This window comes from Pseudomonas sp. NPDC087804 (genome assembly GCF_044742965.1).
Taxonomy (GTDB): domain Bacteria; phylum Pseudomonadota; class Gammaproteobacteria; order Pseudomonadales; family Pseudomonadaceae; genus Aquipseudomonas; species Aquipseudomonas rustica.
This window is the reverse complement of record NZ_JBIUVN010000004.1, coordinates 1-16,089: the sequence shown is the minus strand read 5'-3', so window position 1 is coordinate 16,089 and position 16,089 is coordinate 1. Positions and strand designations below refer to the sequence as shown.

Genomic DNA, 16,089 nt, shown 5'->3' with positions numbered 1-16,089 from the left:
GAAAGACTTACCAGCGAAACCGTAACGACGGTGCTGCCGGTGTCGGAGCCGGAGCCGGAGCCGGAGCCGCGACCGGTGCTGCACCCGCCACCGCAGGTTGCGGCGGCGCGACCGGTGCAGGCGCGTCGGCCGGCAATTCCTGCAACTTCGCCAGCGACAACTGCGCGCGCATCTGGTCGGCACTGCCATTGACCCGATAGACGATGCGATCGCCATCGACACTCTGCAGACGCACGCCGAACGGTTCGAGTAACCGCAACAGCGCCGCATAATGCTCAAGATTCATGCCCTGCACTTCCAGAGTCTGCTGCCCCGACGCACCAGGCTTGGCAACAAAACGTGGCGCCAGACGCTCAGCCACCGCCAGCATCACCGCATCGGCGACGGCAGCCTGATCGGCGCCCTGCACAGTGCCGGCCTCTTTCTGCTCACCCAGCCACAAATGCCATTTCGCCTGCCACTGCCCGCCTTCTTCGCGCGCATGCACGGCCAGCAAGGCATCGGCGTTGTAGCGTTCGGAAACCCCGCGCAACGGCCCCGGATCCGTACCTTCCAGCGCCGGCGCAGTCGCCACCAGTTGTTCACTCAGATCCGCCAACGGCAAACGCAGCGGCAACCCGCGATGCTGAGCCGCCACACGCAATGGCCCGGCAGTCGATTGACCATCACCCACCAGATACGTGCCGTCCGCTGACTCGTTCAGCCACCAGCTCAGGATCGACGGCCGACTGGCACCCCACATCGACAGCCCGGCGCGGCGCAAGGCCTGCTCGGTAGCGTTCGGATCGAAGTTGACCTTGAGCACCTCCGGCGGCCCGGCGTCGAAGCCGAACTGAGTAATGATCTGCTGCGGATTCTTGCGAATATCCGCCAGCCCGGGATTTTGCGCAGCTTTCGGGTCGCCGGTCAGGCGCAACACCAACGTATCCAGTGCGGCCTGAGTAGCGCGATCACGCTCCTCCGGCGCCTGGCTGGTGACCGGCTGACTGACTTGATAGAGACCTTTGAGGTTTTCGGCATGACTCGCCAGGCTGACCACAGACAAACAACCTACAACCAACAATTTACGAAAAAGCATGGAAAATTCCCGTCGACAGGAGCGGCTGGAACAGGCCGCGTGAACCGGTTAAGCAAGGCTGTGACCCTTGACCCTCGCAAAACATTCACACGGCGGCGGTAAGTTTTTACGTAGTGATAACGATAGACGGTTAATTGCCACACCTTATACAGGCAGTGATACGCCTTAATTGCAAAAAATTTCCCGAGATAATGGCCCTGCCCGTCGGTGCGAGGATGGCCGCTGCCCCTCAAGCCTGATAAAATCGCGCGCCTTCGCAGACCGGCAACAGCCGGGCCCCTCGAAACTCGCGTGAGGCACTCGCCCCCTCGATTTCGATGTTCCCGCTGAACTCGGTCGTTACCCCTGAATCCCCTCCCCTAAAGGCCTGGATCATGAGCAAGCAACCCTCCCTGAGCTACAAGGACGCCGGTGTAGACATCGACGCCGGTGAAGCATTGGTCGAACGCATCAAGAGCGTCGCCAAGCGCACTGCGCGCCCGGAAGTCATGGGCGGCCTGGGCGGTTTCGGCGCCCTCTGCGAAATCCCGGCCGGCTACAAGCAGCCAGTGCTGGTTTCCGGCACCGACGGCGTCGGCACCAAGCTGCGTCTGGCACTGAACCTGAACAAGCACGACAGCATCGGCATCGACCTGGTCGCCATGTGCGTCAACGACCTGGTGGTGTGCGGCGCTGAGCCACTGTTCTTCCTCGACTACTACGCCACCGGCAAACTCAATGTCGAGACCGCGACCCAAGTGGTTACCGGCATCGGCGCTGGCTGCGAACTGTCGGGTTGCTCGCTGGTTGGCGGCGAAACCGCTGAAATGCCAGGCATGTACGAAGGCGAAGACTACGACCTGGCCGGCTTCTGCGTCGGCGTTGTGGAAAAAGCTGAAATCATCGACGGTTCGAAAGTTGCCACCGGTGACGCGCTGATCGCGCTGCCATCGTCCGGCCCGCACTCGAACGGCTACTCGCTGATCCGCAAGATCATCGAAGTGTCTGGCGCCGACATCGAAAACATCCAGCTCGACGGCAAACCGCTGACCGACCTGCTGATGGCCCCGACCCGCATCTACGTGAAGCCGCTGCTCAAGCTGATCAAAGACACCGGCGCCGTCAAAGCCATGGCCCACATCACCGGTGGCGGCCTGCTCGACAACATCCCGCGCGTTCTGCCAAAAGGCGCTCAGGCTGTTGTTGACGTCGCCAGCTGGACTCGCCCGGCCGTGTTCGACTGGCTGCAAGAGCAAGGCAACGTTGACGAAACCGAGATGCACCGCGTGCTGAACTGCGGCGTCGGCATGGTCATCTGCGTGGCTCAGGAGCACGTTGAAGTCGCCCTGAACACCCTGCGTGACGCTGGCGAGCAGCCTTGGGTGATCGGTCAGATCGCTGCTGCGGCCGAAGGCGCAGCTCAGGTTGATCTGCAGAACCTTAAGGCTCATTAATGTCCGCACCCTGTGATGTCGTGGTGCTGTTGTCCGGCACCGGCAGTAACTTGCAGGCTTTGATCGACAGCACGCGAGCCGGCGACAGCCCGGTTCGCATCGCTGCGGTGATTTCCAACCGCGCCGACGCGTACGGCCTGCAACGCGCCAGTGACGCGGGTATCGCTACCCGCTCGCTGGATCACAAGGCATTCGAAGGTCGTGAGGCCTTCGATGCTGCACTGATCAAACTGATCGACGAATTCCAACCCAAACTCGTGGTACTGGCCGGTTTCATGCGCATTCTCAGCGCTGATTTCGTTCGCCATTACCAAGGGCGCCTGCTCAACATCCATCCGTCGCTGCTACCCAAATACAAAGGGTTACACACTCATCAGCGCGCGCTGGAAGCCGGCGACACGGAGCACGGCTGCTCCGTGCACTTCGTCACCGAGGAACTCGATGGCGGACCACTGGTCGTACAGGCAGTAATACCGGTAGAGTTGCACGATTCGCCGCAGAGTCTGGCGCAGCGGGTACACGTTCAGGAACACCTGATCTACCCGATGGCCATACGCTGGTTTGCTGAAGGCCGGCTGGCCCTCGGTACGGACGGTGCTTTACTGGATGGCCAGTTACTTGCGGCCAGCGGCCACTTGATTCGACACTAGGAGATTTTATGCGTCGCGCCCTGCTTCTCGCTTGCGCCTTGTTTGCCCTGCCCTTCGCACAGGCAGCAGACCTTCAACCGTTCTCCGCCAGCTACACCGCCGACTGGAAACAGCTGCCGATGAGCGGCACCGCCTCGCGCAGCCTGACCAAGGAAGCCAACGGCGTCTGGAAACTCAGCTTCAAGGCATCGATGATGATCGCTAGCCTGAGCGAAGAAAGCACCCTGACCCTGGACAAGGACACCTTGCTGCCACAGTCCTACCACTTCGAACGTGGCGGTCTGGGCAAAGCGAAAAAGGCTGACCTGGACTTCGACTGGGCCAACAAACTGGTGACCGGCACTGATCGCGGCGACGCGGTGAAGATCCCGCTGAACCGTGGCATGGTCGACAAATCCACCTACCAACTGGCGCTGCAGCATGATGTGGCTGCCGGCAAGAAAAGCATGAGCTATCAGGTAGTCGATGATGGCGAGGTCGATACCTACGACTTCCGCGTGCTGGGTTCGGAGAAAGTCGAAACCAAGGCTGGCCAGATCGACGCGATCAAGGTCGAGCGCGTTCGCGATCCGACACAAAGCAAGCGCATCACCGTCCTGTGGTTCGCCAAGGATTGGGATTACCTGCTGGTTCGCCTGCAACAGGTTGAAACCGACGGCAAGGAGTACAACATCATGCTCCTCGACGGCACGGTCAACGGCAAAGCCGTTAAAGGCAGCTGATTCGACGCACGATGAAAGAGCCCCGCGAGATGCGGGGCTTTTTTTTGCTGGCAACTTGCGCCTCTGTAGGAGCTGCGGCACGCTGCGATCTTTTGATCCTGATCTTAAAAAATCAACATCAAAAGATCGCAGCCTCGTTTCACTCGACAGCTCCTACAGGGGTAATTTCAGACAGAAAACTTCGCCACCATGCTGTTCAAATCCACCGCCAACCGCGACAACTCCTGACTCGCCGCACTCGTCTGATTCGCCCCTGCCGAGGTCTGCATCGCCAGATCACGAATGTTCATCAGATTACGATCCACCTCCCGCGCCACCGCCGCCTGCTCCTCCGACGCACTGGCGATGACCAGATTGCGTTCGTTGATCAGCGTAAACGCCGAGGCAATCTCCTCCAGCGCCACTCCGGCAGCTTTCGCCAGCTCCAGTGTCGAACGCGCCCGGACATTACTCTGCTGCATCGAATTAACCGCCGAATCGGTGCCCTGCTGAATCCCGCTGATCATCTGCTCGATCTCGTGCGTCGATTGCTGCGTGCGATGCGCCAGTGCGCGTACTTCATCCGCCACCACCGCAAACCCTCGCCCGGCATCACCGGCCCGCGCGGCTTCAATCGCCGCGTTCAGCGCGAGCAAATTGGTCTGCTCGGCAATCGAGCGAATCACGTCCAGCACCTTGCTGATGCCATGCACCTTGTCCGCCAGATTCTCGACCTGCGTGGCATTGTTGGTCACGTCTTCAGCGAGAAACTCAATCGACGACACGGTCTGCTGCACCTGTTGACGCCCATGCTGAGCAATGCGATCCGATTCACGCGAAGCTTCGGACGTCGCCACCGCATTGCTGGCAACCTCCTCAACCGCTGCCGTCATCTGATTCACCGCCGTCGCCGCCTGTTCGATTTCCAGACTCTGCTGATGCAACCCGCGCGTAGCGTCTTCCGTGACGCAGCTCAGCTCTTCCGAGGCCGAGGCGAGTTGGCTGGAGGATTCGGAAATTCGCCGGATCGTGTCGCGCAAATTGTGCTGCATGCTTTGCAACGCTTGCAGCAGCCGCGCCGGTTCATCCTTTCCGCTGATAGTGATGTCGCCGGTCAGGTCGCCAGCAGCGACCACTTCCGCCACTCCAAGCGATTGCGCCAGCGGCAGCACGATGCTGCGTGTCAGCATCACCGCGAGACCGATGGTGATCAGCGCGGTAATGCCGATCATCACCCCGACCCACACCCGCGAATTGGTGAACACCAGCCGAGCGGCCTCGGTGGCGAGATTGGCGTTGTGCTTATTCAGCTCGACCAACTCACGCAGAATGACTGCGATTTCATCGGCCAATGGACTCATCTGGCCGTTGAGAATGCTCGCCGCCTCTTCCACGCGGTTCTGCGCGGACAGTTGCATGACTCGCGCCTGATATTCCAGGTATTTGTGTTCGGCGACCTTGAAGCGATCAAACAACGCGCGCTCCTCCGGCAGAACAATCAGCACGTCATAAGTTTGCTGGGCTTCGCTGAGCACGCCGCGCAGCTCATTGAGCTTGGCGACGTTCTGCTCAAGCGCCTGCGGATCGCGATTGAGCAGCAGGCGCATGGTCAGCGCACGCAGGCGCAGCATGTCCTGACTCATCTCGCCGACCGCCATCACACTGGGCAGCCAGTTGTTATCGACCTCGTCGGATTGCGCACGCATGTTGGCCATTTGCAGCAGGGCGAACGCCCCAAGGGCAAACACCATCAGCGCCAACAGGCCAAAACCCAGACCGGCGCGCGGGGCAATATTGAGACTACGGATACTCATTGCTCTGGTTCCTTCCAAAAGCTCTGCATCAACCCTGCAGCTGGTTGCTTTAGAAGGTATCGGCCCTTTGCGAATTTGCGTAAGACGAAATAGTGATATCAAAACGCCTTAATACTTCGAACGCTTGGCAATAACGTTTCAGCGATCAATACCTGACTTGGGCGAAGTTTTCGGCAGGATCGCGAGGAAGTTATCCCGCGCGACTTTATGCGCGACCTCTGTAGGCAATGCGTCGAGGAACGGATTGAAGCTGTGCATTTCCTTACCCAGCTTGTTGAATCGACCTACCACGTCCGAGCCCAGCATGAAGCGCTCAGGGTAGCGCTCGACCAGCGCCAGCCACTCTTTGCGCGGCTTGCCTTGCTCATCCAGCAGATACGGGGTGAGCATGCTCCACGACAGGTCGATGTACAGATTCGGATAGGCCTCCAGCATGCGCGTCAGCGTTGGCAGCAAGAAATCCATCTGTGTCTGATGCCGATGAATCTCGGCGCTGGTGCCGGCGTGCGCCCAGATAAACCGGGTGTGCGGGTGGTTGCGCAGCGGCTCTTCGACTTCCGACAGATAAAGCGGATTTTTCTCACGCTTGGAGGTGATGTTCGAGTGCAACATTACCGGCAAATCGTTCTCGGCGGCCAGGTGATAGATCTTGGTCATCGCCTCATTGTTGGCGCGCGGGGTGTCGCCGGAGGTCAGCGCCGTCAGGTCATCATGACGGGTAAACACTTCGCCAATGCCCTGCCACAGCCCCGGGTACAGATCGAGCATGCGCTGAATGTGCGCGGCGGAGTTCTTGTCGTTCGGATTGAAGCCGGAGAGGAACGGATGAAAGTACGGGCGCTGCTCAGCAGGCAGTTTTTGCACGGCATCGGCGACGATCACATCAGTGGCGCTGTACCAATAGGCATCGGCGTCATCACCGGCGTAATAGCGTGGACGTTTCGGTTCATCTTCGTGCCATTTCTTCGCCACCGGAATGCCGGAAATCATCACGTGCTCGACGGAATTTTCTTTCATCGCTGTCAGCAATTTCGGCATGCCAGCGGTTTCCTGGAAAAAATCCACGTAATGCAGGTGCGCATCGCTGTAGGTGTAATCCCGCGCATGGGCGGCACCGGCAATCAGCAACAGGCTGGCAAGACTCAAACGAAACAAGGACACAAGTAATCTCCGGCAGGTAGGCACAGACTAGACCCCAGCGCAGCCACCGAGGTTCAGCCAGCCGGAAAGTGAAACGTTCAGCGGCGACAATGCTCTATAACTGCAAGATCCTTTTTGATCGAAGTACATTTTCCCACCGATAGCGAGGTTCACATGACCATCACCGTCAATACCGTCTCTGCCGAAGGTTTCCGTCACTCCGTAAAAATCGATGATCTCGAATTGTTCACCGACGTCCCGGCAGCTGCCGGCGGTGAAGGCACGGCGCCAGAGCCGCACGATTATTTCGACGCCGCGCTGGGCGCCTGCAAAGCCCTGACCCTGAAAATGTACGCGAAAAAGAAAGACATCCCGCTGACCGGTGTGGGCGTCGACGTCAAACGCGACAATAGCGAAGAGCAAAAAGGCAAATACGTCCTGCACGTCACCCTCACCCTCAAAGGCGTGCTCACCGATGCTCAGCGTGAAGAACTGCTGCGCGTCGCCGACCGCTGCCCGATTCACAAGCTGATGACCACCAGCGACGTCACCATCGAAACCCACGCGCCACAAGGCTTCGACAGCCAGTAATCCTCCTGATGCCAGCGGCGGGTTATGCTTCTGGCATCACCCGCTCAGCCTGGAATGCACCATGGACACGCAACCTCTGATCATCCGCCCGCGCGCCGAAGACGTCGAAGGCCAGCCGATTCTGCGCCCGTTGCCGTCAGCCAAATGCCGCAGCGTCGGGCCATTCGTGTTTTTTGACCACATGCTCGAGACGGTTTATCCCACGGGCAAAGGCATGAACATCCGACAGCACCCGCACATCGGTCTGTCGACCCTCACCTACTTGTTCCAAGGGCAGATCCAGCACAAGGACAGCCTCGGCTCCGACCAGGTGGTCAGCGCCGGCGATGTCAGCTGGATGACCGCCGGCAGCGCGATCGCCCACGTTGAGCGCACGCCGGAGCCGTTGTGGGAACAGAGTTTCACGATGCACGGCTTGCAGATCTGGCTGGCCTCGCCCAAGGATCACGAACAAGGCCCGGGGCATTACAGCTATCACCCGGCGGCGACGTTGCCGGTCAGCGATAACCTTGGCGTGCAGATTCGCATGATTGCCGGGTCAGGCTTTTGCCTGGAATCACCGGTGCCGGTGCTTTCTCCTACGTTATATGCCGAAGTGCAGATGCAAACGGCGACCACACTGCTGATTCCGACCGAGCATGAAGAACGGGCGGTGTATGTGCTGCGTGGTGATGCGCAGTTGAACGGCGAAGCGATTGAGCCGCATGCGCTGATGGTGTTGCCGGCGGGGGAAGAGATGAGTTTGTTTGCCGAGAGTGATGTGCACGCCGTGGTGTTTGGCGGCGCGCCGTTGGACGGGCCTCGGCGGATCAACTGGAATTTTGTCGCGAGCGATCCGGCGGCGATCGATGAGGCACGGCGTAAATGGGCGGCCGGGGATTGGCCGACGGTGCCGGGGGAAGTTGAGCGGATTGAATTACCGGCAGGCCGATAAAGCAATAGATCACAGCCTGCGGCAGCTCCTACATTGATCGCGTGTAGGAGCTGCCGCAGGCTGCGATCTTTTGATCTTGAAAAATCAGCCTTTGAACACTTCATCCAGCAAATCATGCATCGACTTGAACGCGCGCTTGGCCGTTTTCTCGTCGTACATCATCTTGCCCGGCACGTTCGCATGCGGGTCAGTAAACGAGTGCACCGCACCGCCGTAGCTGAGCAACTGCCAATCGACATTCGCCGCGTTCATCTCATCTTCAAACGCCGGCAATTGTTCCTTCGGCACCAACGGGTCGGAAGCACCGTGCAGCACTAGCACCGAGCCTTTGATGTTCTGCGCATCCGCCGGGTTCGGCGAATCGAGCGTGCCATGGAACGACACCGCCGCTTTCACCGGCGCACCGGTGCGCGCCAGATCCAGTGCACAGCAACCGCCAAAGCAGAACCCGAACACCGCCAGTTTCGAGGTATCAACCGCCGCTTCGCCCTGCTTCTGCAACTGCTCGAACGCCGCCTGCATTCGCTTGCGCAGCAACGCACGGTCATCCTTCAGCGGCATCATCGCCGCACCCGCCTGATCAGCGTTCTGTGGACGCACGGCCTGACCATAGACGTCAGCAATCAACACCACGTAGCCCTTGGCCGCCACCGACTTGGCGATTTCTTCCGCGCCCGCGCTGACGCCCATCCAGTTCGGCGCCATCAACAAACCCGGACGCGCGCCTTTGTGCTCGGCGTCGAACGCCAGACGACCTTCATAAGGCTGGCCGTCAATCTGATAGACCACGGAACGTACTGTGACTTGGCTCATTTCTGACTCCTGATTTGCTAAACACCAGAATGAAAAAACCCGCCGAAGCGGGTTTTTCTACGACTTGGTTAAACCGACAGCTCAACCAGCAGCTTGTTCAGACGGCGCACATAAGCGGCCGGATCCTTCAAGCTGTCGCCGGCAGCCAGGGCTGCCTGATCGAAGAGGATGTGCGACAGGTCGCCAAAACGCTCTTCGCTCTGCTCGCCATCGAGTTTCTCGATCAGCGGGTGGCTTGGGTTGAATTCGAAGATCGGCTTCGAATCCGGCACTTTCTGCCCGCTGGCTTCGAGGATCTGACGCATTTGCAGACCCAGATCCTGCTCGCCGATGGCCAAGATGGCTGGCGAATCGGTCAGACGATGAGAAACCCGGACTTCGGCCACGGAATCGCCCAGCGCGGTTTTCAGACGCTCAACCAGACCTTCTTTGGACTTGGCGACTTCTTCTGCAGCTTTCTTGTCCTCTTCCGAGTCCAGGTTGCCCAGATCGAGGTCACCGCGTGCCACGTCGACAAAAGTCTTGCCGTCGAATTCGCTGAGGTAGCTCATCAGCCACTCGTCGATGCGGTCGGTCAGCAGCAACACTTCGATGCCTTTCTTGCGGAAGACCTCCAGGTGCGGGCTGTTCTTGACCTGCGCGTAGGTTTCGCCGGTGAGGTAGTAGATCTTGTCCTGACCTTCCTTGGCGCGGGCCAGGTAGTCGGCCAGACCGACGATCTGCTCGCCGTCGTCGCCGTTGGTCGATGCGAAACGCAGCAGACCGGCAATTTTTTCCTTGTTGGCGAAGTCTTCTGCCGGGCCTTCTTTCATGACCTGACCGAAGTTCTTCCAAAAGCCTTTGTATTGCTCAGGCTCGTTTTTCGCCAGTTTTTCCAGCATGTCCAACACGCGCTTGGTCAGCGCGGTCTTCATCGAATCGATGATCGGGTCTTTCTGCAGGATCTCACGCGACACGTTCAGCGACAGGTCGTTGGAATCGACCACGCCTTTGATGAAGCGCAGGTACAGCGGCAGGAACGACTCGGCCTGATCCATGACGAACACGCGTTGCACGTACAGCTTCAGGCCTTTCGGCGCTTCACGCTGGTACAGGTCAAACGGTGCGCGGGCCGGCACGTACAGCAGCGAGCTGTATTCGAGCTTGCCTTCGACTTTGTTGTGGCTCCAGGCCAGCGGGTTTTCAAAGTCGTGAGCGATGTGTTTGTAGAACTCCTGGTATTCCTCGTCCTTCACTTCAGTGCGAGGGCGAGTCCAGAGGGCGCTGGCGCGGTTGACGGTTTCCCACTCGGCCGCTGGTGTTTCTTCACCTTCAGCAGGTGCCACTTCTTTCGGCAGCTCGATTGGCAGCGCGATATGATCGGAGTACTTCTTGATGATGTTGCGCAGGCGCCAGCCATCGGCGAATTCGTCTTCAGCAGCTTTGAGGTGCAGAACGATACGGGTGCCGCGCTCTGGCTTGTCGATGTTCGCAACTTCGAACTCGCCCTCGCCTTTCGACGACCAGTGCACGCCTTCGCTGGCTGGAGTACCGGCGCGACGTGAGTACACGTCAACCTGGTCGGCAACGATGAACGCGGAGTAGAAACCGACACCGAACTGACCGATCAGGTGCGAATCCTTCTTCTGATCGCCGGAAAGGTTTTTCATGAAATCGGCAGTGCCGGATTTGGCGATGGTACCCAGGTGGGTGATCACATCGTCACGGTTCATGCCGATACCGTTGTCTTCGAGGGTGACGGTCTTGGCGTCTTTGTCGAAGCTCACACGGATTTTCAGATCAGCGCCACCTTCGAGCAACTCTGGCTTGGCCAGGGCTTCGAAGCGCAGCTTGTCGACAGCGTCAGAGGCGTTCGAGATCAATTCGCGAAGGAAAATTTCCTTGTTGGAATACAGCGAATGGATCATGAGGTGCAGCAGTTGCTTCACCTCGGTCTGGAAGCCCAGGGTTTCCTTTTGAGTTTCCACACTCATGGTCATCAAACTCCAATCAGATGGCAGTGGCCGCGACCCGAAATGGTCGGCGGCGGGTTGTTCTCTGAGTTTGGGGCGCTGTTCAGGATTTCAAGGGCTCATCAATTTTGAAGTGCGCGCGAGCGGTGGCAATCGGCTCGCCTTCGGTGCTTTGCCACGCCGTGATTGCGACGTTGGCGACGCGACGCCCCTGCCGGCACACCTGACATTTGGCCCAAGTATCGCGAAATTGCCCGGCGCGGAGGTAATCGAGGGAGAAATCGATAATCTTCGGCACGCCCGGCGCTTCGGTGAAGATCAACAGGTGCAGCGCCGCAGCCAGTTCCATGAACCCGGCAATCACGCCGCCGTGGATCGCGGGCAGTAAAGGGTTACCAATGTTGTCCTTGTTCGCTGGCAACTTGAACAGCAATTCATCACCGACCCGCGAACATTCGACGCCGATCAAACCCGCGTAGGGAATCAGTTTCAACAGTGGCGCGTAATCACCTTGAGCGTGAGCGAGTTGCAGTTGCTGTTTCAGATCATCGCTCATTGCCCTGCTCCCTTGATCACGCCGCCGAAGCCTTTGGTGCCTTTGAGGCCCTTGCCCATGCGCATAAAGGTGCCAACGACGTGGGCGATGGGTTGTGCAGGATCGTCCTGATAGGCGAAACCGCGTGCAAAGATCACATCGGTGGTTACCCGGTAGCACTGGGCGAAGCCATAGACGTCTTTGTTCGGTTCGGCGGCGTGCATATAGTCGATGCGTAAATCGAGGGTCGGGCAGACTTCGAATTCCGGCAACACGCACAATGTCGACATCCCGCAAGCGGTGTCCATCAACGAGGTGATTGCCCCGCCGTGAATCACGCCGGTCTGCGGATTTCCGACAATTCGTGAGCTGTAAGGCAGGATCACCGTAAGCCCTTCGCTGGAGGCTTCATGTACCCGCAAACCCAGTACCTGACAGTGTCTTAACGCCGAAAGAAATCGCGTCGCGCGCTCAAAAACGGGGTTTTCAGCCATATGATAATTACTCTCGTTAAAGCCATTGGCCAGTAGTAGCCAACAGGCCAAAAGTTCCGTGGCAAAACAAACTTATATATCTGAAACAAATGAGGAACTTAACCTGTAGCGCAAAGCTCTTAAGGCCAGTAGTTATTTTCCATAAGGAGAAACACCCCATGCGTAAGACTTTTGCTATTGCCTTGATGTTGACCGCTACCCTCGGTCTCGCTGCCTGCGATAAAAAATCCGAGGACAAAGCTCAAGATGCCAACCAACATGCTGAACAAGCTCAGCAAGACATGAACAAAGCTCAGGATAAAGTGAACGACGCTGCGAAAGAAAACGCCGAAGCTGCCAAAGCTCAGGCTGAATCGAACGCTGCTGCGCAAGACGAAGCTGCTAAAAAGCAATAATCTGCTTTTTACCGCTGAAAAAGGAAACCCGCCAAGTGCGGGTTTTCTTTTGTCTGGGATTTAACGGCAATGGCGCTTAGAGCAAAAGGGTTCTAAAAGTCGGACTAATCATCAGCAACAGCGAACACACTAAGCCAACGAACCAGACCAGGCTACGCAGCGCTGGCAGATCAGCCAGGTAGAACCACAAATAGACCATGCGGGCGATGACGAAGATGATCGCCAATGTATCGATCAGCCATCCTACCGTTTGCGTGGTGTGCGCCATTAACACACCCACGGCAAATAACATGAACGCTTCGATACTGTTCTGATGCGCCGCCAGCGCCCTCGCGCCGTATCCGGTCAGTTGCGCCTGTTGTTGGCGCGGCAAGTGGTTGTTGTAACCGCCCTGCTCTTTCATCGCCTTGGCCACCGGCATACGCGCCACATAAATCAGCAAAGCGCTGATAAACACACACCAGAACGGAATACTCATCAAGCGGCCTCTTTGTTCGCCTCGGGAATGGGCGCCTCTGTAGGGGTATAGACCATTACGTCGAGAACGTCCGAATGAAACTCGCGACGGTACAAGACCAGCACCACGCCAGTGCTCAACAACATGAACAGCCACGGGCTGACGAACCACGCGAGCATGGTCATGCCGAAGTAGTAAGAACGCAGACCGAAGTTGAACTGGTTGGCCGCCATCGAAATCACCCGCGCCGCCCGTGCCGCGAACGCTTTACGCTCCTGTTCGGAGACATGACGCTCGCCGATCATCGGCGCCGAACCGACCAGCACCGCCGCGAAGTTGTACTGGCGCATGCACCAACTGAAGGTAAAGAAGGCGTAGACGAACACCATCGCCAGGCACAGCAATTTGATTTCCGACATGCCCTGCGACGCTTGCTGCACCATCGGGATGTCCGCCAGCAACGACACCGCCCGCTCGGAGGCGCCGAGCACGGTGAGAATACCGGCTAGGATGATCAGCGTGCTCGAGGCGAAAAACGAGGCGTTGCGCTCCAGATTGCCGATCACACTGGCGTCGGCGATGCGGTTGTCACGCAAGAGCATGCGGCGCATCCAGTCTTCTCGGTACAAGTGCAGCACGCTGGCCAGGCACGCGGTGTCGCGGCCCTTCCACGTGGCATAACGGGTATAACCGCCCCAGCAGATGACAAACCAGCACGCGGCGAGCAAGTGGATCAGATTGGCCTGGATGAACGACATGCAATTCCCTTGAATACGTGAACTTGTAGGAGCAGAGCTTGCTCGCGAAAGCGGCGTTTCTGTCGACATCAATGTTGAATGTCAGATCGCTTTCGCGAGCAAGCTCTGCTCCTACAAAAAGCGATGCAACCCTTCGACGATGGTTCAGGGAAAAAGACACTGCCTGACGCCCATAAAAAATGCCCCGTATCGATTGATACGGGGCATTTCTGTTTAAGCGTTGAAGACCTGCTTATGGCGGGTCAGCCAACCTCAGGCAACCGCTTCGCTGCGCTTGCCCAGCAGGCGATCACACACCACTGCAACCACCAAAGTCATCACACACGGCACCAGCCACGCCAGACCTTGCTCGCTCAGCGGCAGGTGCGACAGCTGCGTCGGCATCCAGTCAGCCAGACCAGCGCCTTTCAGTGCGTCGATGCTGCCGAACAGGAACGACACCAGCATCACCGGGCCGAGGATACGACCGTGTTCATGCCAGAAGTCTTTGCAGAAGCTCAGCGCCACCAACACGATGCACGGCGGGTAGATAGCAGTCAGCACCGGAATGGAGAACGCGATCAGCTTGGTCAGACCGAGGTTGGACACCAGCAGCGAAAACGCCGCGAGGATGATCACCAGGGTCTTGTACGACAGTGGCAGCACACGACTGAAGTACTCGGCACAGGCGCAGGTCAGACCTACTGCAGTCACCAGGCACGCCAGCGAGATCAGTACCGCGAGGAAACCGCTGCCCAGCGAACCGAAGGTGTGTTGCACGTAAGCGTGCAAGACCGCCGCGCCGTTGGTTGCACCGACGGCCACTTCATGGCTGCCGGAACCCAGACGGAACAGGCTGATGTAGACCAGTGCCAGACCGACACCGGCGATCAAACCGGCGATGATCGCGTAACGGGTGATCAACTTCGGCGACTCGACGCCACGGGAGCGGATCGCGTTGACGATGACGATGCCGAACACCAGCGCGCCGAGGGTATCCATGGTCAGGTAACCATTGATGAAGCCCTGGGAGAACGGTGCCGCGACGTATTCCGGCGTACCGTGGCCGACGTCACCCGCCGGCAAGGCGAATGCAGCGATACCGAGCACGGCCAGCGCGATGATCTTCAGCGGCGCGAGGAAACGGCCAACAGTGTCCAGCAAACGGCCCGGGTAGAGCGAGATGAAGAACACCAGCAGGAAGTACACCGAGCTGTAGAGGAACAGTGCCAGCGGGCTTTCGCCGGTCAACGGCGCCAAACCGACTTCGAAGGACACGGTGGCGGTACGCGGAGTGGCGAACAGCGGGCCGACGGCCAGATAGCACGCAGCCGCAAGAATGCCGCCCGCGACTTTACCGATCGGGCTGCTCAGCGCGTCCATCGACCCACCGACCTTGGCCAGTGCAACGACGGTGATCACCGGCAAACCAACGGCGGTGATCAGAAAACCCAGCGCAGCCATCCAGACGTGAGGTCCGGCCTGCAGGCCAACGATAGGCGGGAAGATAATGTTGCCGGCCCCAACGAACAGGGCAAATGTCATAAAGCCAAGTGCCAGGATGTCCTGACCTTTCAAAACTTTCATTAAGGTAATACCACACTACTGAATCGGAATTTAGAGGGGGATTGCCCTGTGTAATTAGGGAAATGCTGTCGATCCGTATGGGACTGACCCTTAAAGCGCGTTGCATGCCTTGTGGGCGGCAGACGCAAAAATGGCTGCTAGCCTAACGAATTTGGCCTGCAAACGCACTGTTAGAGGGCGAACTATCCGATACGCGACGTTTCTGTGTCGCGTTTACGTATCTATTTTTCATATCCAGTGCTTTGTTGTTCAAACCAAATACCAGTTTCCCCGCCGAAACTTGTGGCGAGGGGATTTATCCCCGATGGGTTGCGCAGCAGCCCCAATGCTCTCGACCGCGATAAGTCAGGTTATTCCAGTTCAGATTCTTGGGGCCGCTTCGCAGCCCATCGGGGATAAATCCCCTCGCCACAAGAGCCCACATAAATCTCATACGCCAGAAACGACAAAGGCCACCCGAAGGTGGCCTTTGTTTGGTGAAGCGTCAGTTAAGCGCGAGGCTTACTTGACAGCCCAACCGGTCAGCTCGGCCAGGGCCTTGCCGATGTCTGCCAGCGAACGCACGGTTTTAACGCCTGCGTCTTGCAGTGCAGCGAATTTCTCGTCTGCAGTGCCTTTGCCGCCAGAGATGATTGCGCCAGCATGGCCCATGCGCTTGCCCGGAGGAGCAGTCACACCAGCGATGTAGGAAACAACCGGCTTGGTCACGTGTGCCTTGATGTAGGCAGCCGCTTCTTCTTCAGCCGAACCGCCGATCTCACCGATCATCACGATCGCT

16 protein-coding genes and 1 pseudogene are annotated in these 16,089 nt (G+C 58.4%); 6 read left to right on the top strand and 11 right to left on the bottom strand.

From position 1 onward, the window contains the following. Positions 1-7: 7 nt before the first annotated feature. Positions 8-1,078 carry a DUF2066 domain-containing protein gene (locus ACIOMO_RS09960; protein ID WP_401240310.1) on the bottom strand — a complete coding sequence of 357 codons (1,071 nt, stop codon included), beginning with the start codon at positions 1,076-1,078 and terminating at the stop codon, positions 8-10. A gap of 374 nt (positions 1,079-1,452) precedes the next feature. Here ACIOMO_RS09960 and purM point away from each other — a divergent pair, with 374 nt between their 5' ends. From purM to ACIOMO_RS09945, 3 genes are read left to right on the top strand one after another with little or no spacing between them, the layout of a single operon-like run. Beyond that, entirely contained in the window at positions 1,453-2,511 is a 1,059-nt protein-coding gene (gene purM, locus ACIOMO_RS09955; RefSeq protein ID WP_053118528.1) for a phosphoribosylformylglycinamidine cyclo-ligase, read from the top strand. After that, on the top strand, positions 2,511-3,161 hold the full coding sequence (gene purN, locus ACIOMO_RS09950) for a phosphoribosylglycinamide formyltransferase (protein ID WP_053118526.1): 651 nt from the start codon (positions 2,511-2,513) through the stop codon (positions 3,159-3,161). The genes purM and purN overlap by 1 nt, the downstream gene beginning before the upstream one ends. 8 nt (positions 3,162-3,169) lie before the next feature. Then, positions 3,170-3,883, top strand: a complete 714-nt coding sequence (locus ACIOMO_RS09945; protein ID WP_053118524.1) for a DUF3108 domain-containing protein — start codon at positions 3,170-3,172, stop codon at positions 3,881-3,883. A gap of 167 nt (positions 3,884-4,050) precedes the next feature. Here the strand turns inward: ACIOMO_RS09945 and ACIOMO_RS09940 are convergent, their stop codons facing one another. Both ACIOMO_RS09940 and ACIOMO_RS09935 read right to left on the bottom strand, forming a co-directional pair. Then, complete coding sequence (locus ACIOMO_RS09940; RefSeq protein ID WP_401240306.1) at positions 4,051-5,676, bottom strand: methyl-accepting chemotaxis protein; 1,626 nt, start codon at positions 5,674-5,676, stop codon at positions 4,051-4,053. Between the two features lie 138 nt (positions 5,677-5,814). Beyond that, positions 5,815-6,861: an amidohydrolase family protein gene (locus ACIOMO_RS09935; protein ID WP_371262364.1), complete on the bottom strand. Its 1,047-nt coding sequence runs from the start codon at positions 6,859-6,861 to the stop codon at positions 5,815-5,817. Positions 6,862-6,990: 129 nt separating this feature from the next. On the opposite strand from ACIOMO_RS09935, the gene ACIOMO_RS09930 reads away from it, so the two are divergent. Both ACIOMO_RS09930 and ACIOMO_RS09925 read left to right on the top strand, forming a co-directional pair. Continuing rightward, positions 6,991-7,407, top strand: coding sequence for an OsmC family protein (locus ACIOMO_RS09930; protein ID WP_053118518.1), 417 nt, complete (start codon positions 6,991-6,993; stop codon positions 7,405-7,407). A gap of 61 nt (positions 7,408-7,468) precedes the next feature. After that, positions 7,469-8,341, top strand: coding sequence for a pirin family protein (locus ACIOMO_RS09925; RefSeq protein WP_401240304.1), 873 nt, complete (start codon positions 7,469-7,471; stop codon positions 8,339-8,341). A gap of 84 nt (positions 8,342-8,425) precedes the next feature. Here ACIOMO_RS09925 and ACIOMO_RS09920 read toward each other — a convergent pair whose 3' ends face one another. From ACIOMO_RS09920 to ACIOMO_RS09905, 4 genes are all read right to left on the bottom strand, one after another. After that, the gene (locus ACIOMO_RS09920) at positions 8,426-9,154 is read right to left on the bottom strand and encodes a dienelactone hydrolase family protein (RefSeq protein WP_053118514.1); all 729 of its coding nucleotides are present in this window, start codon (positions 9,152-9,154) and stop codon (positions 8,426-8,428) included. A gap of 68 nt (positions 9,155-9,222) precedes the next feature. Then, on the bottom strand, positions 9,223-11,127 hold the full coding sequence (htpG, locus tag ACIOMO_RS09915; RefSeq protein ID WP_053118568.1) for a molecular chaperone HtpG: 1,905 nt from the start codon (positions 11,125-11,127) through the stop codon (positions 9,223-9,225). Between the two features lie 82 nt (positions 11,128-11,209). Further along, entirely contained in the window at positions 11,210-11,662 is a 453-nt protein-coding gene (locus ACIOMO_RS09910) for a PaaI family thioesterase (protein WP_053118509.1), read from the bottom strand. After that, positions 11,659-12,135, bottom strand: coding sequence for a PaaI family thioesterase (locus ACIOMO_RS09905; RefSeq protein ID WP_053118507.1), 477 nt, complete (start codon positions 12,133-12,135; stop codon positions 11,659-11,661). Before ACIOMO_RS09905 ends, ACIOMO_RS09910 begins: the two co-directional genes overlap by 4 nt. 158 nt (positions 12,136-12,293) lie before the next feature. Between ACIOMO_RS09905 and ACIOMO_RS09900 the strand changes: the two genes are divergently transcribed. After that, positions 12,294-12,530 carry a hypothetical protein gene (locus ACIOMO_RS09900; protein WP_401240299.1) on the top strand — a complete coding sequence of 79 codons (237 nt, stop codon included), beginning with the start codon at positions 12,294-12,296 and terminating at the stop codon, positions 12,528-12,530. 76 nt (positions 12,531-12,606) lie between these two features. On the opposite strand, the gene ACIOMO_RS09895 is transcribed toward ACIOMO_RS09900, so the two are convergent. From ACIOMO_RS09895 to ACIOMO_RS09880, 4 genes and pseudogenes are all read right to left on the bottom strand, one after another. Continuing rightward, positions 12,607-13,008, bottom strand: a complete 402-nt coding sequence (locus tag ACIOMO_RS09895) for an MAPEG family protein (protein WP_401240297.1) — start codon at positions 13,006-13,008, stop codon at positions 12,607-12,609. Continuing rightward, positions 13,008-13,745: a DUF599 domain-containing protein gene (locus ACIOMO_RS09890; protein WP_159815062.1), complete on the bottom strand. Its 738-nt coding sequence runs from the start codon at positions 13,743-13,745 to the stop codon at positions 13,008-13,010. The genes ACIOMO_RS09895 and ACIOMO_RS09890 overlap by 1 nt, the downstream gene beginning before the upstream one ends. Before the next feature lie 252 nt (positions 13,746-13,997). After that, entirely contained in the window at positions 13,998-15,311 is a 1,314-nt protein-coding gene (gene brnQ, locus ACIOMO_RS09885) for a branched-chain amino acid transport system II carrier protein (RefSeq protein ID WP_053118494.1), read from the bottom strand. Between the two features lie 501 nt (positions 15,312-15,812). Further along, positions 15,813-16,089: pseudogene (locus tag ACIOMO_RS09880) on the bottom strand (succinate--CoA ligase subunit alpha); the annotation flags it as partial.

Coding starts and splice junctions, on each gene's coding strand:
- ACIOMO_RS09940 (WP_401240306.1), bottom strand. CDS start 5,676: ATGAGTATCCGTAGTCTCAATATTGCCCCGCGCGCCGGTCTGGGTTTT.
- htpG (WP_053118568.1), bottom strand. CDS start 11,127: ATGAGTGTGGAAACTCAAAAGGAAACCCTGGGCTTCCAGACCGAGGTG.
- ACIOMO_RS09900 (WP_401240299.1), top strand. CDS start 12,294: ATGCGTAAGACTTTTGCTATTGCCTTGATGTTGACCGCTACCCTCGGT.
- ACIOMO_RS09890 (WP_159815062.1), bottom strand. CDS start 13,745: ATGTCGTTCATCCAGGCCAATCTGATCCACTTGCTCGCCGCGTGCTGG.
- purN (WP_053118526.1), top strand. CDS start 2,511: ATGTCCGCACCCTGTGATGTCGTGGTGCTGTTGTCCGGCACCGGCAGT.
- ACIOMO_RS09895 (WP_401240297.1), bottom strand. CDS start 13,008: ATGAGTATTCCGTTCTGGTGTGTGTTTATCAGCGCTTTGCTGATTTAT.
- ACIOMO_RS09945 (WP_053118524.1), top strand. CDS start 3,170: ATGCGTCGCGCCCTGCTTCTCGCTTGCGCCTTGTTTGCCCTGCCCTTC.
- ACIOMO_RS09905 (WP_053118507.1), bottom strand. CDS start 12,135: ATGGCTGAAAACCCCGTTTTTGAGCGCGCGACGCGATTTCTTTCGGCG.
- ACIOMO_RS09920 (WP_053118514.1), bottom strand. CDS start 9,154: ATGAGCCAAGTCACAGTACGTTCCGTGGTCTATCAGATTGACGGCCAG.
- ACIOMO_RS09925 (WP_401240304.1), top strand. CDS start 7,469: ATGGACACGCAACCTCTGATCATCCGCCCGCGCGCCGAAGACGTCGAA.
- ACIOMO_RS09930 (WP_053118518.1), top strand. CDS start 6,991: ATGACCATCACCGTCAATACCGTCTCTGCCGAAGGTTTCCGTCACTCC.
- purM (WP_053118528.1), top strand. CDS start 1,453: ATGAGCAAGCAACCCTCCCTGAGCTACAAGGACGCCGGTGTAGACATC.
- ACIOMO_RS09910 (WP_053118509.1), bottom strand. CDS start 11,662: ATGAGCGATGATCTGAAACAGCAACTGCAACTCGCTCACGCTCAAGGT.
- brnQ (WP_053118494.1), bottom strand. CDS start 15,311: ATGAAAGTTTTGAAAGGTCAGGACATCCTGGCACTTGGCTTTATGACA.
- ACIOMO_RS09960 (WP_401240310.1), bottom strand. CDS start 1,078: ATGCTTTTTCGTAAATTGTTGGTTGTAGGTTGTTTGTCTGTGGTCAGC.